21 protein-coding genes are annotated in these 21,023 nt (G+C 62.5%); 6 read left to right on the plus strand and 15 right to left on the minus strand.

Features of this window, described 5'->3' with window-relative positions; translation table 11 throughout:
- Positions 1–153: 153 nt before the first annotated feature.
- The 5 genes from trsM to ACYQ3G_RS12445 all read right to left on the minus strand — a co-directional run bounded on the left by trsM (position 154) and on the right by ACYQ3G_RS12445 (position 7,176).
- On the minus strand, positions 154–855 hold the full coding sequence (gene trsM / locus ACYQ3G_RS12425) for a DVU_1556 family methyltransferase (protein ID WP_459826128.1): 702 nt from the start codon (positions 853–855) through the stop codon (positions 154–156).
- Positions 842–1,051, minus strand: coding sequence for a DVU_1557 family redox protein (locus ACYQ3G_RS12430; RefSeq protein WP_459826129.1), 210 nt, complete (start codon positions 1,049–1,051; stop codon positions 842–844). Before ACYQ3G_RS12430 ends, trsM begins: the two co-directional genes overlap by 14 nt.
- Positions 1,048–3,318, minus strand: coding sequence for a pyridine nucleotide-disulfide oxidoreductase/dicluster-binding protein (locus ACYQ3G_RS12435; RefSeq protein ID WP_459826130.1), 2,271 nt, complete (start codon positions 3,316–3,318; stop codon positions 1,048–1,050). The genes ACYQ3G_RS12430 and ACYQ3G_RS12435 overlap by 4 nt, the downstream gene beginning before the upstream one ends.
- 67 nt (positions 3,319–3,385) lie before the next feature.
- Complete coding sequence (locus tag ACYQ3G_RS12440; protein ID WP_459826131.1) at positions 3,386–6,103, minus strand: molybdopterin-dependent aldehyde oxidoreductase; 2,718 nt, start codon at positions 6,101–6,103, stop codon at positions 3,386–3,388.
- A gap of 50 nt (positions 6,104–6,153) precedes the next feature.
- Positions 6,154–7,176, minus strand: coding sequence for a molybdopterin-binding protein (locus tag ACYQ3G_RS12445; RefSeq protein ID WP_028576085.1), 1,023 nt, complete (start codon positions 7,174–7,176; stop codon positions 6,154–6,156).
- A gap of 588 nt (positions 7,177–7,764) precedes the next feature.
- Between ACYQ3G_RS12445 and ACYQ3G_RS12450 the strand changes: the two genes are divergently transcribed.
- On the plus strand, positions 7,765–8,166 hold the full coding sequence (locus ACYQ3G_RS12450) for a NifB/NifX family molybdenum-iron cluster-binding protein (protein WP_459826132.1): 402 nt from the start codon (positions 7,765–7,767) through the stop codon (positions 8,164–8,166).
- A 58-nt stretch (positions 8,167–8,224) separates the two neighbouring features.
- On the opposite strand, the gene ACYQ3G_RS12455 is transcribed toward ACYQ3G_RS12450, so the two are convergent.
- Positions 8,225–8,638, minus strand: a complete 414-nt coding sequence (locus tag ACYQ3G_RS12455) for a winged helix-turn-helix domain-containing protein (protein ID WP_051306860.1) — start codon at positions 8,636–8,638, stop codon at positions 8,225–8,227.
- Positions 8,639–8,646: 8 nt separating this feature from the next.
- On the minus strand, positions 8,647–10,326 hold the full coding sequence (locus ACYQ3G_RS12460; RefSeq protein WP_459826133.1) for an FmdE family protein: 1,680 nt from the start codon (positions 10,324–10,326) through the stop codon (positions 8,647–8,649).
- Between the two features lie 340 nt (positions 10,327–10,666).
- Between ACYQ3G_RS12460 and ACYQ3G_RS12465 the strand changes: the two genes are divergently transcribed.
- Positions 10,667–11,518 (plus strand): transposase, encoded by an 852-nt coding sequence (locus ACYQ3G_RS12465; RefSeq protein ID WP_459828323.1) that lies wholly within the window; start codon positions 10,667–10,669, stop codon positions 11,516–11,518.
- 31 nt (positions 11,519–11,549) lie between these two features.
- Here ACYQ3G_RS12465 and ACYQ3G_RS12470 read toward each other — a convergent pair whose 3' ends face one another.
- Genes ACYQ3G_RS12470 through fdnG form a run of 3 tightly spaced genes read right to left on the minus strand, consistent with a single transcriptional unit; the run spans position 11,550 to position 16,361 of the window.
- Complete coding sequence (locus tag ACYQ3G_RS12470; RefSeq protein ID WP_459826134.1) at positions 11,550–12,485, minus strand: formate dehydrogenase accessory protein FdhE; 936 nt, start codon at positions 12,483–12,485, stop codon at positions 11,550–11,552.
- A 55-nt stretch (positions 12,486–12,540) separates the two neighbouring features.
- Positions 12,541–13,305 (minus strand): 4Fe-4S dicluster domain-containing protein, encoded by a 765-nt coding sequence (locus ACYQ3G_RS12475; protein ID WP_459826135.1) that lies wholly within the window; start codon positions 13,303–13,305, stop codon positions 12,541–12,543.
- Between the two features lie 11 nt (positions 13,306–13,316).
- On the minus strand, positions 13,317–16,361 hold the full coding sequence (gene fdnG, locus ACYQ3G_RS12480; protein ID WP_459826136.1) for a formate dehydrogenase-N subunit alpha: 3,045 nt from the start codon (positions 16,359–16,361) through the stop codon (positions 13,317–13,319).
- Positions 16,362–16,543: 182 nt separating this feature from the next.
- On the opposite strand from fdnG, the gene ACYQ3G_RS12485 reads away from it, so the two are divergent.
- Positions 16,544–16,708, plus strand: a complete 165-nt coding sequence (locus ACYQ3G_RS12485) for a hypothetical protein (RefSeq protein WP_459826137.1) — start codon at positions 16,544–16,546, stop codon at positions 16,706–16,708.
- 143 nt (positions 16,709–16,851) lie between these two features.
- Here ACYQ3G_RS12485 and ACYQ3G_RS12490 read toward each other — a convergent pair whose 3' ends face one another.
- The 5 genes from ACYQ3G_RS12490 to ACYQ3G_RS12510 form a co-directional block, all read right to left on the minus strand.
- On the minus strand, positions 16,852–17,229 hold the full coding sequence (locus ACYQ3G_RS12490; protein WP_459826138.1) for a type II toxin-antitoxin system VapC family toxin: 378 nt from the start codon (positions 17,227–17,229) through the stop codon (positions 16,852–16,854).
- A complete protein-coding gene (locus tag ACYQ3G_RS12495) occupies positions 17,226–17,474 on the minus strand; it encodes a type II toxin-antitoxin system Phd/YefM family antitoxin (RefSeq protein WP_459826139.1) in 249 nt (82 codons plus the stop codon). The genes ACYQ3G_RS12490 and ACYQ3G_RS12495 overlap by 4 nt, the downstream gene beginning before the upstream one ends.
- Before the next feature lie 169 nt (positions 17,475–17,643).
- Positions 17,644–17,964 carry a putative quinol monooxygenase gene (locus ACYQ3G_RS12500; RefSeq protein ID WP_459826140.1) on the minus strand — a complete coding sequence of 107 codons (321 nt, stop codon included), beginning with the start codon at positions 17,962–17,964 and terminating at the stop codon, positions 17,644–17,646.
- A gap of 156 nt (positions 17,965–18,120) precedes the next feature.
- Positions 18,121–18,438, minus strand: coding sequence for an addiction module antidote protein (locus ACYQ3G_RS12505; protein ID WP_459826141.1), 318 nt, complete (start codon positions 18,436–18,438; stop codon positions 18,121–18,123).
- Positions 18,435–18,653, minus strand: a complete 219-nt coding sequence (locus ACYQ3G_RS12510) for a type II toxin-antitoxin system RelE/ParE family toxin (protein WP_459828325.1) — start codon at positions 18,651–18,653, stop codon at positions 18,435–18,437. The genes ACYQ3G_RS12505 and ACYQ3G_RS12510 overlap by 4 nt, the downstream gene beginning before the upstream one ends.
- Positions 18,654–18,730: 77 nt before the next feature.
- Here ACYQ3G_RS12510 and tnpA point away from each other — a divergent pair, with 77 nt between their 5' ends.
- Genes tnpA through tnpC form a run of 3 tightly spaced genes read left to right on the plus strand, consistent with a single transcriptional unit; the run spans position 18,731 to position 21,002 of the window.
- Positions 18,731–19,057 (plus strand): IS66 family insertion sequence element accessory protein TnpA, encoded by a 327-nt coding sequence (gene tnpA, locus ACYQ3G_RS12515; RefSeq protein ID WP_459821402.1) that lies wholly within the window; start codon positions 18,731–18,733, stop codon positions 19,055–19,057.
- Positions 19,051–19,401 (plus strand): IS66 family insertion sequence element accessory protein TnpB, encoded by a 351-nt coding sequence (gene tnpB, locus ACYQ3G_RS12520; protein WP_459821400.1) that lies wholly within the window; start codon positions 19,051–19,053, stop codon positions 19,399–19,401. Before tnpA ends, tnpB begins: the two co-directional genes overlap by 7 nt.
- A gap of 47 nt (positions 19,402–19,448) precedes the next feature.
- Positions 19,449–21,002: an IS66 family transposase gene (gene tnpC, locus ACYQ3G_RS12525; protein WP_459821398.1), complete on the plus strand. Its 1,554-nt coding sequence runs from the start codon at positions 19,449–19,451 to the stop codon at positions 21,000–21,002.
- Positions 21,003–21,023 lie beyond the last annotated feature (21 nt).

Here is a 21,023-nt window from a genome sequence, read left to right on the forward strand (position 1 = left end):
CCCCGCGCCCTGGTCATCCCAGACACTCCCGGCACGCGACGGAGAACCATTACGAGGCCCGCGAAGGAATTCCGGCGCGGCCTGAAAAGCCCGCACCGCCCCGGCCGCCCCCCGCGCCACCCAGGCCTCTCTTCCCGCCTTCACTCCGTCGAGTCATTGCAGCGGAACATGCGCCATCAGCAAAAACAGCCCCGGCTTCGACTCCCGCGACGCCGCGCAGGCCATCTCGGCCAGGCTGGCGTCTCCGGTCACGGCATGCCAGAATCCGAATAGCGAACCGTGGCGGAACACGAAATCCGCCGCGGTCTTCTTCAGCATGGACGTGTGGTCCTCGACCACGTCGATCCCGAAACCGGCCCCGGCCACCTGCTCCAGCACGGTCTGCAGATCCGTGGCCTGGGCGAAGCAGCAGCGCACGGGCCACTCCCCGGCCCGATATCCCCGTGCGTAGATGTCCGACAGGGCGAGCACACCGCCGGGCCGCAGGATCCGAAAAAACTCCGCCAGCACCTGCTCCTTGTCCGTCAGGTTCCAGGTGCACTCGCACACGATCAGGTCCAGGCTCCCGTCAGCCATGGGCAGATGCGCCAGGTCGGCCCGCGCCACCGCGCGCCCGTCCCCGGCGGACTCCCGCAAAAAAGCTGAGTTCAGGTCCAGACCGAAGACTCTCGCCCCGCGCTCAAGCAGCAGCCCGAGGGTCGTCCCGCAGCCGCAACCGGCATCGAGGGCCCTGCTTCCTGGAGCCGGCCGCGCAAGCTGCAGCATGCGCCGCGTCAACGCCTCCCCGCCGGGCCGCAGGGTCCGGCCCAAGGATACCCTGACAGGTGCGGACGCGTACAGCTCACTTGTCCTCAAGCAACTGCTCCACTTCGTGAATCCGCCCCAGGGCCAGATCCTCGTAGATGTACACGGCCCCGCATTTGGGACAGACCGGCAGTTCCACGTGAAAGGCGTTGCCGAGGTAGTCCAATTCCACCTTACCGGACTGCAGTCGCTCGCCGCACGGCTCGCAGACCCAGTCCATGTCCTCGGGCATGAAAACGAGGCTCATAAATCCCCTCCCGCGATGCGCATGCGATGGCTCCAGGCCTTCAGGATCTCGTAACCGTCCGCCCCTTCCCGGTACTCGACCCAGAAGGTCACCTCCCCGAGCCGGGACGCGGCGATGAGGCGCCCGTCCCCGCCGTGGCGCAGGACGCGACCGCCCTTGGACGCCGCGAACAGGACCCGCCGCACGTCGTCCTCCAGGATGCGCCGTTCTTCGAGCATGGCCGCGACATCGTCGGCCACGACGATGCGCAGCTCCTCCCACGGTTCACGCGGCCCGCGGTCCAGGCCGTGGCGAGCCAGGATCTCGTCCTTGAGCCTGCGCCGGTTGACCCGGCGCGCCGAGATGCCCGCCGGCGGCTCCGTTGCTGGCCTGGCCGTCTCCGGGAAGAGCAGGTCGAGGATGTGCAGCACGGGCTTGCCCGTCCTGGCGAGCTGCTCGCGGCACATGGCGCAGTAGGTCAGAAAGTCCGCCTCGGACTGGGCCACCCGCGCCTGCGCCACCTTGCGGGCCAGGGCCGGGTTGGCGTTGTCCATGAGTCCGCCGAAACCGCAGCACTCCGTCAGTTCGCCGGACATGGGCAGCTCCGCCAGGGGCTGGCCCAGCCGCGCCAGCAGGGAGCGCACTGCGTCGCGGGTCTGCGCGTCGTGGCGGGACGTGCAGGGGTCGGACAGGGCCAGGGGCCGGCCCGTCGAGGCGGCCTGCACCCCGCTTTCGGACAGGAGCGTCCAGACCGAAACCGCCCCGAAGGCGGGCAGGTGCTCCCGGAACATCTTGAGGCAGGTGGAACAGGCGGTCACGACCATGGGGCGCCCCATGCCGCTCCACATCTTTTCCATCGCCGACAGGACCGCCGCGAACTCCTCCCGCCGGCCGGCCCAGTGGGCCGGGGCCGCGCAGCAGTCGAGCCAGATGCCGGTCCTGGGTTCGATCTCAAGCAGACGGTCGTAAAGCCGCAGCGTCTGCTCCGGCCTGATGCCGGCCAGCTGGCAGCCGGGAAAGAATATGGCGTCGCTGGCCGAGGCGCCCGGGGCGTGCCGGATCAGGGCGGCCTGGGCATCCTTGGCCGAGCGCATCTCCTCCAGGGCGAACCAGTGGGCCGATGGGGGCATGCGGTTCAGGTCCACCATCTCCCGCCTCGCGTCCAGGCACATGTCGGCCATGGAGAAGTCGTTGGGGCACAGGGTCTCGCACTGCCCGCACATGGAGCAGGAATTGATGAACGTGTTGGCTTGGCGCATGCCCTGAACGATGGCCGAATTGTTGAACACGCGGCGCGCATAGGACTTCGGGTAACCGCCGTGCTCGGCGAGGTAGACGCAGTGCTTCACGCACTCCAGGCACTGGCAGTCGAGGCAGCGCCCGGCCTCCCTCACGGCCTCCTCCCGGGTGAACCCGCCTTGGCCGGCCGGGACGACCCGTTCGACGGGTTCGATGCCGAAGGTCTGGGTGAAGAGATCCGTACGGCCGTCCCGCAGGGGCACGCGACTCGACGTCAGGGAGGCGTTCTGCAGGAATCTGTCGATGGAAACGGCTGCCTCGCGCCCTTGGGACACGGCGCTGATGAAGCGGAACTCGCGTCCGGCCATGCCGCCCGTGAACCAGCCCGGACGCTCCAGGGCCATGGTCTCGGGATCGGGCGGAGTCAGCAGGGCCAGGAGATCGGGGGCTATTGTATCATCCTGACCCACATACATTGCATCGGCCGGATGGACCTCGATCAGGGCGGCGTCAAGGGCCGGGACGGAGACGAACGTCACGTGCAGGGAGCCCAGGCGCTGCAACTCCGCGTCGAGCACGGTCTGCGGCAGGAAGGACTCGTCCAGTCCGCGCAGCCATCCGCCGGGTTTTTCGCCCAGATGGTACACGCTGATGGGGTGGCCTTTTCTGGCCAAGTCGAAGGCAACTGTCAGGCTGCTGGGCCCGGAGCCGATCACGGCGACCTTCCTGGGCCTGGCCGGCAGACGGGGGATTTTTCCCTTGGGGCTCGTTTCGCGGATGCACTGCCGCTCAAGCCCGCCCACGGCGATGGCCCCGCCGAGGTCCTTGCGGATGCAATAGACTTCGCAGGGAGCCTCGCACAGCCTGGCCGTGACGGCGGCCAAGGGCATGCTTTTTTCCAGAACGGCCCGGGCCCCGTCGAGGTCGCCCCTCGCCATGGACAGCACAAAGGCTCTGGCGTCGACGTTCAGGGGGCAACCCGCACGGCACGCAGGCGGCTCCTCCTGGATGCACTTGGCTTCCCATTCCCGCAATTCCTTCTGATCCATGCCCACTCCTTGAAATAAAAAAAGCCCTCCGGGCGCAAATACGCCCGGAGGGGGGTTGAACGGGTCACTATTTCTTCATCGCGGCCAGGATTTTCTCCGGCAGAGCGGGAATCTCGTGGACGCGGGCGCCGCACGCATTGTACACGGCGTTCAGGACCGCGGCATGAGGAGCGGTCAGAGGCATCTCACCGACGCCGGAAGCTCCGAAAGGACCGGCGGCACGGGGAGTTTCCACGTAGATGATCTCCATGTCGTCCGGGATGTCCTTGATGTAGGGGATGCCGGCGCCACGGATGGTGGCGTGCTTCTTCAGATCCTCGTAGTCCTCGGTCAGGGCCAGGCCGATGCCCTGGGCCACGCCGCCGTAGATCTGGCCGTCGACCAGGGAGTAGTTGTTGACCTTGCCGATGTCGCCGACAATGGTCATCTTCTCGACGGTGGTCTTGCCGGTGGCGACTTCGACAGCCACCTCGGACAGGAACAGGCCGTACATGTAGCAGCAGAAGGGGCTGCCCTGGCCGTTGGCGTCGCAATCCTTGGCCGGAGCGGTCCACTTGCCGTTGTAGCGCAGGGGCAGCTTCTCGGCGACCATTTCTTTATAGGTGCGGAAACCGCCGCCGGGCTTGGTCATGGCCTTCACCAGCTGCTCGCAGGCGTTGATGATGGCCTGGCCGCCGACGACCTGGGAACGGCTGCCGCCGGCGGGGCCGGTGTTCGGGGCCACGCGGGTGTCGTTCATGACCAGGCGAATCTTGTCGGGGGTGATGCCCAGCGGCCGCAGGGCCTCGTGGGCCGTGCCCAGGGTGCCCATGTCGGCGCCCTGACCGTGATCCTGCCAGCAGTCGTAGATGGTGACGGTGCCGTCGGCCATCAGCTCGGCATCGGCGGCGGCGGAATCTGCTCCGTCGAGGCCGGCGCCGTACACGCCCAGGGAGATGCCGACGCCGCGCTTGATTTCAGCGGTGGAAGCGGCTGCGGCGCGCTTCTTGGCTTCCTCGTACTTGGGCCGCATGATGTCGAACATCTCCGGCAGGCTGTACACTTCGGGATCCTGGCCCGTGGGGGTGGTGGAACCCTTGCGGTAGATGTTCTTGTAGCGCAGCTCGAAGGGGTCCATGCCCAGCTTTTCGGCCAGTTCGTCCATCAGGGTCTCGGACGGGAACTCGGACTCGGGAGCGCCGTAACCGCGGAACGCAGCGCCCCAGCAGTGGTTGGTGCAGACCGTGCGGCCTTCGCCGCGGATGTTGGCGATGTCGTAGCCGGCGCCGATGTACTGGGCGCCGCGCAGGGTCAGCAGGTCACCGAACTCGGAGTACGGGCCGTGGTCCACGGTCCAGTCGGTTTCCATGCCCAGGAGCTTACCGTCCTTGGTGGCGGCCAGGCGCACGTCGGTCCAGAACGGGGAACGCTTGCCGGTGTAGGCCTGCTGCTGGCGATAGTCGTAGACCAGGTTCACGGGACGGCCCGTGGCCAGGGCGGCGGCGCCGACCAGGGCTTCCAGGGTCGGGCTGAACTTGTAGCCGAAAGTGCCGCCGGCGGGGTTCTGCACGAGATGCAGCTGATCGGGTTCCAGGCCAAGGCCGGGGGCGATCATGTACAGGTGCAGGTGCAGGCCGATGGACTTGGAGTGGATGATGAGCTTCCCTTCGTCGTCGATGTAGGCGAAGCCGCAGTCCGGCTCGATGGGCAGGTGGGGCTGGCGGGAGGTGTAGTAGCTGCCTTCCACCACCACGTCGGCCTTTTCGAAGATGGGCTTCGTGTCGGCGCCCTTGGCGATCTTCTGGATGTAGTAGACGTTGGGCGTGCCGGGATGAATCTCGATGGCGTCCTCGGCCATGGCCGCCGGGGCGCTCATGTACTCGGGCAGCTGCTCCAGCTTGACCACGACCTTCTTGGCAGCGGCCTTGGCCTGCTCCTCGGTGTCGGCACAGACGATGGCGATGGCGTCACCGTACTGGAAGATCTTCTCGTCGCACAGGATGGGACGGTCCCAGCCGTCGCCCTTGTTGGTCGGGAAGGTGATGAGGCCGGTGATGCGGTTCTTGCCTTTGACATCCTTGTGGGTCACGACCTTGAACACACCGGGCATCTTCTCGGCTTCGGCCGTGTCGATGGACAGGATCTTGGCGTGGGACACTTCAGCCTGCACCAGGGCGCACTGCAGGGTGCCGGCGGGCAGCTTCAGGCCGAGGTCGGCGCCGAAGTCCAGGGTGCCTGTGACCTTGGCCAGAGCCGAGGGGCGGGGATAACGGGTGCCCCAGACGCTGCCGTCCTTGGGCATCTTGAACTCGAGGTCGGCCGTGCTCTTTTCGCCGCGCAGGACCTTGGCCGCATCCATGACGGCGTCCACGAGGGGTTTGTAACCGGTGCAGCGGCAGGCGTTGCGGTGCTTCTGGAACCAGTCGCGGACTTCGTCGCGGGTGGGCTTGGGATTGGTGTCCAGCAGGCCCTTGGCGGAGACGATGAAACCGGGCGAACAGAAGCCGCACTGGGCCGCGCCGTGGAGCATCCAGGCCTGCTGCAGCGGATGGGGGTTGGCCGGGGTGCCGATGCCTTCGATGGTGGTGATGTTCGCGCCGTCTTCGACGCGTTTCATCTTGGTCGCACAGGAACGCACGACCTTGCCGTCCATGATGACGGAACAGGCGCCGCACTGGCCTTCGTTGCAACCGACCTTGGTGCCGGTCAGGCCCAGGCTCTTGCGGAGCACGTTGACCAGGGTGTCCTCAGCGTCGACCACCAGGTTCCTGGCGATGCCATTGACCACGATTTGCTTTTTGATCATTCCGGTTCCTCCAAATAACATGTTATTTCAAACAGATTCCGCGATTGGTCTTAGAGCTTGCCGAAGCCGCAGGCCGGGTAATGGCAGGTGGGGCAGCTTTCGCACAGGCCTCCGTGGCCGAACGCAACGATATCCTTCCTCTCCAGCCGCTCCCCGCTCAAGAGACGGGGCACGACCAGATCGAAAATACTTGCCTTGTAGTACATGACGCATCCGGGCAGGCCGACGATGGGCACGTCGCCCAGGTAGGCCAGCATGAACATGGCGCCGGGGTAGGTGGGCGCGCCGTAGGAGACGACCTCGGCGCCGGTGGCGCGGATGGCCGCCGGGGTCTGGTCGTCGGGGTCCACGCTCATGCCGCCTGTCACGGCGATGAAATCGGCCCCACGCGCGACGAGATCCCGGATGGCGGCCACGGTCATCTCCACCTTGTCCGAGACGAAGACCTGATCCAGGACCGTGGAGCCCAGGTGTTCGAATTTCCTGCGCAGGACCGGGCCGAATCCGTCCTTGATGCGGCCGGTGTAGACCTCGCTGCCCGTGGTCACAACGCCGACCCTGGCGGGCTTGAGCGGGCGGACCTCGATCAGCGGAGCGTATTGGCGGCAGACGTCCTCGGCCTGGCGGAGCAGGTCCTCGGGCACGGCCAGGGGGATGACGCGCGTGCCACCGAGCACCCGCCCGGCCTTGACGCACTGGCCGGTATGGATGGTGCCAAAGGTCACGTCGGTGATGGAATTGAGACGGAACAGCCCTTCGACGTCGACATGCAGGACGCCGTCATGGGTCGCGGTCAGGGCGGACTTGCCCTCGCAGGGCGAACTGACGGTGATGCCCTGCCCCGCCGCCGCATGGGCCAGGCGCAGGGCGCACTCGTCCTCGTGGACGTAGCCGTCCCTAGGGTCGAAAACATAGAGATTGGCCTTGCCGATATCGAGCAGAGCCTGGATGTCCTGGGGAGTTACGATATGACCGCGGCGAAAGGCGGCACCCTTGGTTTCGCCGGGAATGATGCGCGTGATGTCGTGGCAGAGAACGGTACCTACAGCTTCTTCTACGGGGATGGCTTTCATCGATGAACGCAACCTTATTTACGTCAAGCAAGACATTGTGAATTTAGATTTATGCCAATCAAGGCATATTTCAAGGACAAATCGTGTCATACACAACTCTCCTTCCCGGACCCGCGCATGCGTGTGGACGGTGAAGGCTGCATGGACACACGGTTATGTCAATAACGACACATTTTCATGACATAGGCAAAAAAAAGGCCAACGTATCCGAAAAGACGAAGGCCTTCGCAACCATCTCGCATCATATTGAAAATACGATATTTTTATTGCTGGAAAAATTGATTCCGCACCGCATTTGACCATGGCGAGTCGCTTTCGGTCACGGAATTGGGGCAAATAGGGACAATATGGGGCACATCGATGGGTCAAAAAGAAACACACTCAACTGCCGACCGCTTCATTTCGCCTCGAAATCAATCCCCGCGGCGTCAGTACCGGAATCGGCCCGGCCGGGTCTGGCCTTCCCGGACGGCCAAAACACTCGCATGCGGAGGTAAATTGCCGGACGCGACATTTTACCCTTGAAATATGTCCAACAAGGCACGATACATGCTCGCGCCGCACAAAACCATCATGCAAGGAGCCCACATGAACATAGCCGTCACAGCCGCCTCGGATTCTTTGAACAGCCGGGTTTTTCACGAATTCGCCCAGGCCCCCTATCTGCTCGTCGTGAACATGGAGACCATGGTCTGCACTCCCTTCCCCCACATCCCGCAGGCGGGGTCGGATCTCGAACTGGTTAGGACAGTCCTCGAACACCGCTGCGAAGCGGTCATCACCGGCAAGTTGGGCGAAGAGGCCTTCAAACTTCTCGCCGACGAGGCCGTGACTCGGTACCGCGGTACGGGAATGACCGTGGCCTACGCGCTGGAGGCCATGGAGAACAGGGAGTTGGGCCTGATCCGCAACGCGGACGGAACGGACGAATGCGCAAGCTCGCACCATGACCTGGAAGAACTGCAGGTCTGCAGCGGGCATAACCATTGATTGGAGTCTGACCGAAACTCCCGGCCGGGCTCAAAGCCCGGCCCGAACGTCGCCAGACCTACATGCCGGGACGTAGTTCGGCGGCCATGCGCGCCGGCCTGACCGATGTGCGCCGTTTTTCCTCGAAGCTCTGCACCCTTTCGGCAAAGATGTACTGCGCCTGGTCCACGGCAACCTTTTCCACGGCCGTGAACCAGGCCCTGAACCTGTCCCGGAAACGTTTGCCTGCGGGGGTCAGGTGGCATCCCCCGCGCCGGGTGCCGCTGGACTCGACCAGCACCACCCCGAGGGCGTCCTCGGTGGCCCGGAGCTTGCCCCAGGCCGCGCGGTAGGACATGCCCATGGCCTCGGCCGCCTTGCGCAGAGAGCCGTGCTCCTCGATCATGTCGAGGAGCATGAGCCGCCCCATGCCGAAATAGACGCTCTCGCCCGATTCCAGCCACAGATGCATGCGAACGGTGGGTGTCTTCATGATCTTCCTCACTTGCCGAAGGGGCACTTGGGGAACGTGCAGCGCTTGCACTGCATGCACATGCCGCCATGGCCCAGGCGCGCCAGGTCGCGCCGCGACGGGGACATCCCCGCCAGGACCCGCGGCAGCAGAATGTCGAAACTCGTGGTCTTGAAATACAATGCACAGGCCGGGACGCCGATGACGTCCACTTCCCCGACGTTCGCCAGGAGCGTCATGGCCCCGGGCAGAATGGGCGTGCCGTAGCGCATGTTCTCCACCCCGGCGTCCGCCAGCCCGAGGCGCGTCACATCGCCGGGGTCCACGGACAGCCCGGCCGTGGTGACGAGCAACTCCACCCCACGGGCGAGCATGCCGCGCACGGCGGATCCAATGCGCTCCCTGTCGTCGGGCACGATGTCCGTAGCCGCCACGGGGCAGCCGAAGGCCTCGACCTTTGCGCTGATGATCGGAATGAAGCGGTCGTCCACCAACCCCTGGAAAACCTCGGTGCCCGTGACCAGGATGCCGACCCTGCGCTTGCGCAGGGGGCGGACCTCCACCACGGGGCCGTCGTCCAGAACGCGCATGGCGTCGGCCATCACGTTGCGTTCGAGGTAGAGGGGAATGGCCCGCGTCGCCGCCACCTGCTGCCCCTTTTCGACCACGCTGAAGGCGTGGCGGGTGGCGCACATGACGCCCGGAATGGCGTTGAACTCTTCCAGGGCGGCCTCCCTGACGCAGAACAGGCCGGACCGCTCGGCGACCATGGTGATCTTGCCCTCGCGAGGGTCGCCGGAGCAGTCGATCCCCTCTCCGGCCAGGGCCCGGGCCATGACCCGGGCTGCATCATCCTCGTGCACCCAGGTCCCGTCCTGCTCGTCCTCCTCCACGTAGACCTCGAAGCGGCCCATGCGCTGCAGGCGGCAGACATCGCCCACGTCGAGCACCTGGCCGCGGGCGAAAGCCGCATCCTTGCTCTCGCCCGGCTCGATGCAGGTCATGTCGTGCAGGGCCTTTTCGCCCACGGCCTGCTCGGCCGTGACGATCCGAAGCCGTGGGCCCTCAAATCCCAGCTCGCGCCGGTCGTGCCCGCCGATCCAGCCCGCATAGGGGGACTCGCCGCGACAGGAACGGCAGACCGAGCCGTCGCGGGCCGGATAGGCCTGGCCACAGGACGGGCAGGCCGCGATGGCCCCCTTGCCGCGTCCGCCCATGAACTCCGGCCGCAGGGAGATCTCCGTCACGGAGCAGATGGTCGCGCCGGCCGTGCGGATTTCCACGCGCAGGCGATCACTGTCCTGCTCCCTCTTGGGTTTGAGCTTGAAGAGCCACTCCCGGATGGTCGGATAGGGGTCGAGCCGGGCCGTTTCCACGGCCACGCGCACGCCCTTGCCCGTATGCTTGTCGAAAAGGGACACGGCGTAGAGGCCCAGGTTGAAAATCCGCAGCCACCCGTTGCCCACGGTGCAAGGGGTGAGCATCTGCACGGCATCGGGCAGGCACCAGGCCGTTTCGGAGATGGCGTCGAAAAGGATGCCCTCGGGAATGTGCGACTTGGCTTCATGGACCATGAACCCGCCCAGGATCAGACCGGGGGCGGCATACCCGTGAAAGCGGGCTGCGGCGGCAATGAATTCGTCGATGGTGTAGGGTCCGATGACCGGGCTCGCGTAGCTGAGGGCGGAAGATCCTTCGGGCAAGTTCATGAGCGCTCCGAGTGTGAGATTGAGAGTCAAAGACATTGAAGAAGATGTACGTACTGACTCATACCACCCAAAAGCCTGTCGACAACTAGGACGACTTCTACAACCAAACGCTTTGGCCTCCCCTCACGCTCGCACAATTACCCGAAATAATGCTACATTATTGTACCACTCCAGAATAATGCCTTTTATTGCGTCCGGATCATGAAGGGGCCGATGATTATGCCTTGTTTGACATCAAACTTTGTGACACAAACGCAGCCAGCATATCGGCCGACATGAACACAATCACGCCCTGGCACGGACAATGATGGCTAAAATTAACATAATAACCTTCAATTCCATGACTTTTTCAGAAAAAACGGCCAGGCGTTTCTTTCTGGATTTCTGCTGGAAAAACCATCAGCGGCATTGCCCGGCCTGCAAAAATCGGAAATTGTACCGCCTGTCCGATGGCCGGAGACGATGCGGACGCTGCGGCTACACCTTCCACGACTTCAGCCGCCGCTTCCTGAACCGCTGCGCCTTCACGGCCCAGCAGTGGCTCTGGTTCCTGAAGCTCTTCTCCCTGGACGTCTCCCCGGCGGCCATCGGCGAGCAGATGGCCGTCAGCTACGCCACCGTGCTCAAGGCGGCGGACACGGTCCGACGGGCCATCCTGGCCCAGGCCCTGGACGCGCCCCGCCTCTACGCGGCCGGCGTCTGGCCCGGCCCGGGCAACCCCATGCCCGAGCGGGACATGGTCAACGCCCCGGTCTTCGGGATCATCGAACTCGGCGGAATGGCCATCTGCGATCTGCTCCCCGACCTGAGCGCCGAGAATCTGCTCCACTTCAAACTCAACTTCTGCCTCAAGACGGCAAGCATCGGCCAGGTGGTCTACACCGCGCCCTACAAGCAGTATCAATCGCTGGTCTCCTGCGGTCCGGCCCTGTGGCCCGCCCGGTACGTCAAGCATGAGGACAGGCGCCTGCCCGTGGAGGGTTCCCCCTTCTGGGCCTTCTCCAAACAGCGCCTGCGCCAGATGCGCGGCGTGCAGGCTTCCCATTTTCCGCTTTATCTGAAGGAATGCGAACTGCGCTACAATTCAAGGGACCAGGATCTCCTGCCCGTTCTGGCCCAGGCCCTGTGCGCCTTCGTGCCCAGGCCCACGGAAATGAAAGCGGCCGCCAGCGGACTCGCCCAAGTCCGCTGACGGCCTGTCACCGTGGAGGAGGGTGAAGATTTCAGGAGGCTTTGGTCTGTTCCTCCGCAAAGCCCAGGGCTGCCCAGGGCGCGGGCGAAAGAGGCACATATCCCCTGGTCTGGGCCGCGGCGTCCAGATGAATCGCCTTCAACGCGGCCAGGTCGAAATCGATCTTGTCGGCCTGTTCTACGAGATCCAGACACGGGAGATACTGCCGGCACTGCTCGCAGGCGTAGACGTGCTCCCGCGGCGATTCGGCCAGGGTAAAGCGGGTCAAAGTCTGGTGGTCCTGGTTTCCGCACCCGGGGCAGACCATGCGTATGAAACGCCAGCGGTGCGCGCAGACCGGGCAGTGATGCCAGACTTCTCCGCTCTTGGAGACGAGAAATTCGGACGCGTCGGGGTGATTCTCCAGAACGGCGAGATCCGGATCCGAGCCGCAGACGGGGCAGTACGGCTTGCGCCAGACTTCCACGGGCGCCTTGGACACCAGAGCCTGTCTATGGGCTGCGATGCAGGGAGCATAGGCGGCGCCGAGGGCCATGAGCAGGAAATCGGAGGTGACCCCGATCCGAGCCGCCGCGGAATCCAACGTTTCGCCGTCGCCCTGGGCCACGGCCTGCAGGCACTGCGAGGACAAGGCCGGGACATCCGCAAGCTTGCGTTCGAGCAGGGTCAGGCTCTCGGCCAGACTGGGAAAGATGACGCCCATGACGGGCCACACGCGAGATGCGGTCTGTCGGAACGGCCCCTGGAGAAGTTCGGTATCCAGGAAATTGACGAGGGGTTCACCGTTCAGAAAGCGTTGCTCGTCGGGCGCAAAGGTGCCGAGATCGACAGGTTCGAGGCTGTCGCGCGCCTCCGCCTGCCTGCCGAGAAGCAACCCGAAGCGGTCGATGATCTCGCGAAAGGGTTCGTGACTCCTGTCCGTTTTCTGCAACGCGGCCTTCATTCCCGGAGTTCCTTTGGACGGCATGTCTTCTCCTTGTAAAGTGGCCCGCCGGGAAACCCGGCGGGCCTTGTTATGATGATCAGCCCAGGATGCTGCGCATCGGCCGGGTCAGCGTGGCCAGGAAGTCGGCCCGGTTCAGGGGTTTCATTTCACGCCGCGCGTACTGATGGTACATTTCACGGGGCATGCTCACGAGGTAGATGACACCGAGATCTTCGGCGTCGAGCAGCTCGCAGGCATTGCCGGAGTCGCAGACAATGACCGTCTCGAGGGCGGCCTGCGGGCTCTCTGCCTTGACCTTGTCCAGACGCTCCTTGGCGAGCTTCAGCATGTCCTCGCGCTCGCCGAAGTTCATGGCCCCGGTGCAGCAGGTCTTGACGCACATGGGGATCAGTCCGGCATGGACGCGGTCGATGCACATGTCGCACTTGGTCAACATGCCCGTGGCGTCGTTGCGTCGCGGGATGTTGTACGGACACGACGAGATGATCTCGTCGCACTGCTCTTTGGACAGTTCCTTGGTCTTTTCCGTGCACACGACGATGCCCGTGGCCTCGTCGATGACGATGGCGCCGTCTACGTACCCGTCGGCCGTTGCCTTGCAGGCGGGCTGCAGGCAATGGCGGCACTGGTCCGGGAAGAAGAGCCAGTAGATGCGTCCGTCGATCTTCTTTTCGGAGAAACGGACGAGTTTGAAGTTGTGGGGGGTCAGATCCGGCGGATTCTGATGGGTGCCGGTCTGCAGGGTCGGCACGGCCTCGTGGTCATGCCACTGCTTGCACGCCACCTGACAGCCACGGCAAGCCGTGCAACGGGTGGTATCGATGAAGATGCTTTTTGCCATGTCGTTCCCTCCTACCTTGCCAGTTCCGTGACCTTGTCGGCCTTACGGATGTTCACCAGACACGCCTTGTACTCAGGAATGGTCACGTTGGGCTCGCCCACCGACGGCAGAAGCCGGTTGGTGGCGTCGCCGCAGCCGGGCGTTGTCCAGCCAAAGCAGAAGGGCATGCCGACGAGGTGCACGGTCTTGCCCTGTACGGTAAACGGGGTGATGCGCACCGTCACCATGGCGACGGCCTCGACGTTGCCGCGGATACTCTCCACGACCACCACATCACCGTTGTTGATGCTCTTTTCCTTTGCCAGTTCATGGCTCATCTCGACGTAGAGCTGCGGTTCGGCTTCGAGCAGGTACGGGGTGTTGCGGGTGTCGCCGCCGCCGCACCAGTGCTCTGTCATGCTGTATGTAGTCAGCACAATGGGGTATTTCGGATCCGCAGGCTTGGTGTACAGATCCATGTCGCTCTCGAACAGGTCGACGCATGGGTTGCTGAGCTGACCGGAGAACGGGTTCTTGGCCACGGGTGTCTCTACCGGCTCGTAGTGTTCCGGGAACGGACCGTCCACACGGCCCGGACCATAGAGCTGGCCGTGGCCCTCGGTGTGCATGATGAAGGGGTAGACGCCCTTCTCCATGGCCATGGGCGGCGCCGGCCCGTCTGGGATGTCGCCGATCCATTTGCCCTCTTCCCAGGCGATGACGGGCAGTTCGGGGTTGAAGGGCTTGCCGTTCACGTCGACGGAGGCGCGGTTGTAGATGATGCGGCGGTTCACGGGCCAGGTCCAGGTGTAGTTCGGATACAAACCGATCTTGGCCTGCATGGGGGTCTGGGCGTGGTCGCGGCGTTTGGCCAGGTTCTTGCCGGCTTCGGGATAGCCTCCGCAGTACACCCAGTTCAGGCTGGTGGTGGATCCGTCGGCCTGCAGCATGGGGAAGGCCGGGACCTGCTGCCCCTTCTTGAAGGACTTGTCGCCAATGGTCACGTCCTTGGTGAAACGGCCGTTGATGCGCATGGCCAGTTCCTCGGGGTCGTATTCCTTCAGCCAGTCGTGAGTCAGGACGCCCTCGGGGAACGCGCCTTTCTCCTTCTCGTAGAGCGCGCGCACGCGCTTCATGATCTCGACCACCATCCAGCCCATGGGCTTGCTCTGGCCGGCGGGCTCGACGCCCTTGTAGTGCCACTGGTGCCAACGGCCGGAATTGGAGGTCGTGCCGTCCTTCTCGCCTCTCTGGCAGGACGGCATGAGGAAGACCTCGGTCTTGATCTTCTTGGGATCCAGACCGGGCTGACGCCAGAAGGACGCGGTCTCGGTGTCGTGCACCTCACCCACCACCAGCCAGTCCAGCTTCTGCAGGGCCGCGCGGACCTTGTGCGTGTTGGGGAAGCTCATGGCCGGGTTGTGGCCGAAGATGACGCCGCCCTTCATCTTGCCGGCGTACATGCGGTCGAACATGAACATGCTCGAGTACTTCACGCCCGGTTCGAGTTTGGGCAGCAGGTCGTAACAGAACCCGTTTTCGGGCGTGGCATTGTCACCGAACCAGCCCTTGAGCAGACTGACCATGTATTTCGGCCGGTGCTGCCACCAGTTTACGCTCTTGGGATCCTTGGTGACCGGGGTGTTGCCCTTCAGATAGTCGTCCAGGGTCGGCCAGGCCGTGGTCGGGGTGTTGTTGTAGCCGGGGATGATGTGCCACAGCAGGGCGTGGTCCGTGGAGCCCTGGACATTGGGCTCGCCGCGCAGGGCGTTGACGCCGCCGCCGGCCACGCCGATGTTGCCCAGCAGGAGCTGGATCATGCAGCCAAGGCGGATGTTCTGCACGCCTACGGAGTGCTGGGTCCAGCCCAGGGCGTACATCATGGTGCCGGCCTTGTCGGGCTTGCCCGTGGCCGAAAAGGCTTCATAGACCTTGAGCAGGTTTTCCTTGGACACACCGGTGATGGAGGAAACCTTGTCCAGATCGTAGCGCTCGTAGTGCTTCTTCAGCAGCTGGTATACGCAGCGCGGGTCCTTGAGGGTCTTGTCGCGCTTGGACACACCGTTTTCGTCTTTGGCGAAGGCCCACTTCTTCTGGTCGTATTTCTTCGTTTTCGGATCGAAGCCCGAGAAGAGGCCGTCTTCGAACTTGTAGTCATCGCCAACGATGAAGGAGGCATTGGTGTATTCGGTGACGTAGTCCTTCTGGATGAGGTCCTTCTCCAGTATGTACTTCACCATGCCGCCCAGGAAGGCGATGTCCGTGCCGCTTCTGAGCGGGACATGCATGCAGCTTCTGGCCGACGTGCGCGAGAATTTCGGATCCACATGGATCACCGTGGCCCCCGCGTCCTTGGCCTTCAACACCCATTTGAAGGAAATGGGATGGTGCTCGGCAGCATTGCTGCCCATGATCAGAATAGCATTGGCGTTCTTGATGTCGATCCAATGCTGGGTCATCGCGCCGCGTCCGAACGACTCTGCCAGAGCCGGTACAGTCGGAGCGTGTCAGACTCGGGCCTGATGATCGATGTACACGCCTCCCAGCGCCCGGCACATCTGGTGCGTGACGGCGCATTCCTCGTTGTCCATCTGGGAGGTGCCCAGCTGGAAATACGTTTCCCAGCGGTTGACCGTGGCGCCCTTGTCGTTCTTCGCGATGAAATCCTTGTCGCGCGTGTCCTTGATCTTGCGCGCGATGTTGTCCAGCATCCAGTCCCAGTCCTTCTCTTCCCACTTGTCGCTGCCGGCAGCCCTGTATCTGGGCTTCAGGACGCGGTGGTCACTGACGTGCATGCTGTAGAACGCCGCGCCCTTGGGGCACAGCGAGCCCTCGCTGATGGGATAGTCTGCGTTGCCTTCGGAACTGATCATCTTGCCGTCCTTGACGTGCATGATGATCTCGCACCCGCAGGAGCAGAAGCCGCAGACCGACAGGACTTCCTTGGCCCCCTCGATCTTCAGCGCCTTCGCGTACGCGTAGGCGGGCTTCAGATCGAACCCCAGTTGTCCCAGGGACATGGCCGCAACGCCCGCCCCGGTAATTTTCATGAACCCTCGCCGTGAAAACGTAGCCATCAAAACCTCCATGGTTTCTGGTTCTTGCACCCGTGGCCGCGCATTGCGGAACAGGCAACCGGCGCAAAGATGATGGCTGAATAACATTTCAATCAATATTTTCAATATGTTATAAAAAACACATATGACCTTCTCTTCGATTTTGAAATCATGATTTCACCAACCTGACCGACGAGCTCGGCTTGGCCAAGGACGAAGCGGCCAACGCCATCGCCGCCGATCTTCTCAAGGTCAAAGGCCGCCCACTGCCCGTGGTGATCTCAGACAACATGACCGTCCATCCCGGCTCCTTGCAGGCCAGGAATACGGTGAGCCCCGGAAAGAGGCAGGCCAGGCATGTGGAGTGACGGCCGCTCAACATGGCCAAGAAATTCAAGCGGTTTTTTGGAACGTGGACGCCGAGGAACCGGCTTCATCAGAATGCGGAAGTTTTGAGTCGGAAAGCACGAATGCTGTCGACCTCACAGACTCGGCCAGAGACCCCGTCGGACTAGATGAGAATGACCAGAGGCGTGTACTTGGCGAGGACTCCGTCGCCGGTGATCAGCCGCATGGGTTCGGCCATGGCCTGAGCCACCAGCATGTGATCAAAAGGATCGTTGTGGTACCTGGATAGCGTCGCCAGCATTTCCGCGTGGGAGCCGAGAAGCGGCAGCTCCAGAAACCCGCTTTCCTGCGCTGAAGCGCGAAGTTCGGTCAAGTTGGCGTCCAGTTTTCCGATATTCGTTTTGATGGCGATTTCCCACCAGGAGACGGTGCTCACAAAAACTTCGTTCTCATCCGCAAGCAACAGCTCTCTCACCGGGTCAATGCGCAGTCCATTGACCAGCGCCCAGAGCAGCGCGTTGGTATCCAGCAGCAGCCTCATTTGGCTTTCCCCTCAAAAGCGGCTAGAATTTCCGCAGGCAAGGGTTCGTCAAAATCATCGGGAACAATCAGCCTGCCTTCCAGAAGACCAAGGCGTTTCTTGGGCTTGGCGTTGGCGACTGAAGAAAGTACGGCCTCCGCCCGGCCATAGCTGCCGATGAAAATGGTTTCACCCCCGGCGGCACGCTTGACCAACTGTGAAAGGGTACTCTTTGCCTTGTGCATCGGCACTATGGCTGTGGACATAAAGCCCTCCTTTGTAATCTGTCTTTTAAGAAAAGACTTAGCCATGGCTTAGCCCGACGTCAATATTGGGTGCATGCAGGGATATGTGTGAGGCAGTCTCAGAGACCCAGACGGAGAAAATTCAATATTCAAGATCTGACCCCCCCAGTCTCTACCCCGAAACAGGCCCTCAGGCCTGCTTTTTCCAGACTCCGTCATCGGGAAAAAGATGGACACCCGTTGCGATCTCCAAGGGGCTGGCGAGCCAGTTCTTGGTGGTCTCCACCCAGCGAACGAAATGCGGGGTCTTCTTGTGCTCTTCGAAGGCCTCGGCGCTGGCATAGACTTCGTAAAGGTGCAGGCAGTTCTCGTCCTCGCTGTCCTGGACCACATTGAACAACAGACATGCGCTCTCGTTCCGCACGGACCCGCGTGCGTCGTCAAGCATGGCCTCCACGAATTCCTTTCTGTATTCCGGCTTGATGTGAACATTGACCATTACAGCGAACATGTCATTCTCCTGATGTTGTTGAGTTGCCTTGTGCGCAATGCACGACTCGGGACCGAATGCATTGAGCTACAGGAAAAGAGGTGGAGAGCGCAAGCAAGAATGACAATCCGCCGTTATGCGAATTTTCGTGGTGGCAGAAGTTCTGGGAAATAAAAATCACACACGGTGGTCACACTGCTTTTCCGCAGGGACCAAGGCGATCCGCATCCCCATTGCTCCAGCCACACCCATCAGCGTTTTGAGGTTGGGATTTCCTTTCTTGGAAAGGCTCTTGTAGAGCGTCTTTTCGTGCAGGCCTGTAGCCCTGGCAACTTCAGGCATGCCGCCAAAAGCCTTGGAAACATGGCGCAGCGCCAGCAAGAATCCTTCCGTATCGCCGTCTTCCAGGCATGCATTGAGCATGTCCGCCGCCAAAGCGGGATCTTCCCGGTACATCCTTATGGCCACTTCATCAAAGGGCTTTGTAGCGCTCATTTCTTCCTCCGTTCATAGTCGGCCCTGTATTCCCTGGCCCGCTGAATGTCCGCAGTTTGGGTATGCTTGTCCCCGGCACACAGTAACAGAACGATCGTGTTGCCATCCTGCGTGTAGTACACTCGATATCCAGGCCCGTGGTTAATGCGCAGTTCGGACAATCCATCGCCGAGTCCCCTCTGGTCACCGAAATTTCCCAGAGTTGCACGCTGAATGGTAAGCGCTCAGCGAAGCCCATCTTCCAATAATTTCAAGCTATGAGATAAAGGACCTTCAATCCAAGGAGGTCCTTATGAAATCTCACATCCGCCAGAACCGCGCTGCCCGATGGCTCGCTCATGTTGAGCATTGGCGGCACAGCGGCATGAGCAAGGCCGCGTATTGCACGGCGCACGGCCTGAATTTCAGCTCATTCCGGTACTGGCTGCGTAAATCGCGCTCGGCATCAGTGGACGTGTCCGCCTTGCCGCCCGCAATCGTCCCTCTCCCATTCACCCTGGCACCGAAGGCTCCGTCCATCGGATTGATGGTCGGCACCCGTTACGCCCTCGATATCCCGGCCGACTTCGACGAGGTCACGCTGACCCGGCTGTTATCCGTGCTGGAGCCCCGATGCTGAGGATGCCCGCGGCCAAGGTCTATCTCGCTCCCGGCACCACGGACATGCGGGCCGGTATCGACAGGCTGAGCATGATGGTCCAGGGAATCCTTGATCTGGATCCTTTCTCCGGGCACCTCTTCGTCTTCTGCAACCGCAGGCGCGACGCCATCAAGGTGCTGTATTGGGACCACAACGGATTCTGTCTCTGGTACAAGCGCCTGGAGAAGCATCGTTTCTGCTGGCCCGAGCGGGTGTCCGAGGTCATGAACGTCACCCCGCAGCAGCTCGGCTGGCTCCTTGATGGACTCACGCTGACGCCGCAAGGAGCCCATCAAAGACTATACTACAAATCGGTTCTCTAGCAATAAAATCCTTGCTATTTCAATGCATTATTGCTAAATGCATTTGCATGGGAGACATTGAAAACCTTCCCGACGACGTCGGGCAACTCAAGCATCTGGTCTGCGACTGCTACCAGCAGATTAACCATCTCCAGGACCGCGTGGCCCTGTTGCAGGCCGCCCTGTACGCTCCCAAGTCCGAGAAATCCAAAGACCTCTACCAGGGCATTCTGCCGCTTCCCATCGTCAGGATCGCAGAGGCGAAACCGGTAGAAGTACCCGTCGTCGAGGTCCCGGCCCACACCAGAGCAAAGCGGGGACGTAAGCCCCTGCCGGACAATCTGCCGCGCATCGAAATCACTCACGATTTGCCCGAGGACCAGAAAGTCTGCGCCTGCGGGACCTGCCTGAAGCGCATCGGCGAAGAAGTCTCCGAAAAGCTCGACTACGTCCCGGCCATCATGCAGGTCGAGCGCCATATCCGGCCCAAGTACGCCTGCCCGGCCTGTGACGGCGAGGAGGGCATGCCGGTGGTGCGCATTGCGCCCATGCCGCCGCAGATCATCCCCAAGGGCATCGCCACGCCGAGCCTGCTGGCGCAGGTCATCACCGCAAAGTTCGTCGATGCCATGCCGTTCTACCGCCAGACCAAGCAGTTCGCCCGCCTGGGCGTGGACATTCCGCGCCATTCCATGTCCGGATGGGCCATGGCCGTGGCCAAGGCGCTGGAACCGCTCCATGAACTGTTCCAGGCGGAGATCCGATCCGGCCCGGTCATCAACATGGACGAAACCACCCTGCAAGTCCTCAAGGAGCCTGGACGATCCGATACCTCGACGTCGTACCTGTGGCTCTTCCGTGGCGGCAACCCCGAGCGGCCGACCGTGGTCTATCGTTACGATCCGTCCAGATCGGGTTCCGTCCCCAGAGAGTATCTGGGCGAGTACAAGGGCTACATCCAGACCGACGGCTACTCCGGGTACCAGACTCTCGGTGAATCGGATGGCATCATCCATGTCGGCTGCATGGCCCACATCCGTCGTAAGTTCATGGACGTCCAGAAGGCGACCTCGAAAAAGATCATGCACGGGACGGCCAAGGAGATCCTGGATCTCATCGGCCTGCTCTACAAGGTCGAGCACAACATCAAAGAACTGGAGCCGGAGGAAAAGGTCGCCAAACGCAGGGAACTGGCTGTACCCATCCTCGACGCGATACGGACCATCCTCGATGAGCGCATCGATCACGTCCCGCCCAAAAGCCTGCTCGGGCAGGCCATGACCTACGCCCGAAACCAGTGGCGCCGGGTCGTGCGCTACGTGGACTGCGGCCTGCTCACGCCCGACAACAACGCGGCCGAGAACGCCATCCGCCCCGTGGCCCTGGGTCGGAAAAACTGGCTCTTTGCCGGCGCCCCCAAGGGCGCTGACGCCAGCGCCATGCTCTTTTCCCTGGTGGAAACCGCCAAGGCCAACGAGATCGAGCCCCAGGCCTACCTGAAATTCCTCTTCGAACGCTTCCCCGCAACGCAGACCACGGAAGACATGCGGGCGCTCATGCCGCAGCACGTGGACCGATCCCTTCTCCCAAGCCTCCCCAAGCCCAAACCGCGCAAAAAATAGGGTATTTTTCCTTCATGCCTT

Source organism: Desulfomicrobium salsuginis (genome assembly GCF_054657795.1).

What these genes read in the sequence shown, in the direction of transcription:
- ACYQ3G_RS12430 (WP_459826129.1), bottom strand. Translation starts at nt 1,051, where the DNA reads ATGAGCCTCGTTTTCATGCCCGAGGACATGGACTGGGTCTGCGAGCCG.
- ACYQ3G_RS12435 (WP_459826130.1), bottom strand. Translation starts at nt 3,318, where the DNA reads ATGGATCAGAAGGAATTGCGGGAATGGGAAGCCAAGTGCATCCAGGAG.
- ACYQ3G_RS12440 (WP_459826131.1), bottom strand. Translation starts at nt 6,103, where the DNA reads ATGATCAAAAAGCAAATCGTGGTCAATGGCATCGCCAGGAACCTGGTG.
- ACYQ3G_RS12445 (WP_028576085.1), bottom strand. Translation starts at nt 7,176, where the DNA reads ATGAAAGCCATCCCCGTAGAAGAAGCTGTAGGTACCGTTCTCTGCCAC.
- ACYQ3G_RS12450 (WP_459826132.1), top strand. Translation starts at nt 7,765, where the DNA reads ATGAACATAGCCGTCACAGCCGCCTCGGATTCTTTGAACAGCCGGGTT.
- ACYQ3G_RS12455 (WP_051306860.1), bottom strand. Translation starts at nt 8,638, where the DNA reads ATGAAGACACCCACCGTTCGCATGCATCTGTGGCTGGAATCGGGCGAG.
- ACYQ3G_RS12460 (WP_459826133.1), bottom strand. Translation starts at nt 10,326, where the DNA reads ATGAACTTGCCCGAAGGATCTTCCGCCCTCAGCTACGCGAGCCCGGTC.
- ACYQ3G_RS12465 (WP_459828323.1), top strand. Translation starts at nt 10,667, where the DNA reads ATGACTTTTTCAGAAAAAACGGCCAGGCGTTTCTTTCTGGATTTCTGC.
- ACYQ3G_RS12470 (WP_459826134.1), bottom strand. Translation starts at nt 12,485, where the DNA reads ATGCCGTCCAAAGGAACTCCGGGAATGAAGGCCGCGTTGCAGAAAACG.
- ACYQ3G_RS12475 (WP_459826135.1), bottom strand. Translation starts at nt 13,305, where the DNA reads ATGGCAAAAAGCATCTTCATCGATACCACCCGTTGCACGGCTTGCCGT.
- ACYQ3G_RS12490 (WP_459826138.1), bottom strand. Translation starts at nt 17,229, where the DNA reads ATGAGGCTGCTGCTGGATACCAACGCGCTGCTCTGGGCGCTGGTCAAT.
- ACYQ3G_RS12495 (WP_459826139.1), bottom strand. Translation starts at nt 17,474, where the DNA reads ATGTCCACAGCCATAGTGCCGATGCACAAGGCAAAGAGTACCCTTTCA.
- ACYQ3G_RS12500 (WP_459826140.1), bottom strand. Translation starts at nt 17,964, where the DNA reads ATGTTCGCTGTAATGGTCAATGTTCACATCAAGCCGGAATACAGAAAG.
- ACYQ3G_RS12505 (WP_459826141.1), bottom strand. Translation starts at nt 18,438, where the DNA reads ATGAGCGCTACAAAGCCCTTTGATGAAGTGGCCATAAGGATGTACCGG.
- tnpA (WP_459821402.1), top strand. Translation starts at nt 18,731, where the DNA reads ATGAAATCTCACATCCGCCAGAACCGCGCTGCCCGATGGCTCGCTCAT.
- tnpB (WP_459821400.1), top strand. Translation starts at nt 19,051, where the DNA reads ATGCTGAGGATGCCCGCGGCCAAGGTCTATCTCGCTCCCGGCACCACG.
- tnpC (WP_459821398.1), top strand. Translation starts at nt 19,449, where the DNA reads ATGGGAGACATTGAAAACCTTCCCGACGACGTCGGGCAACTCAAGCAT.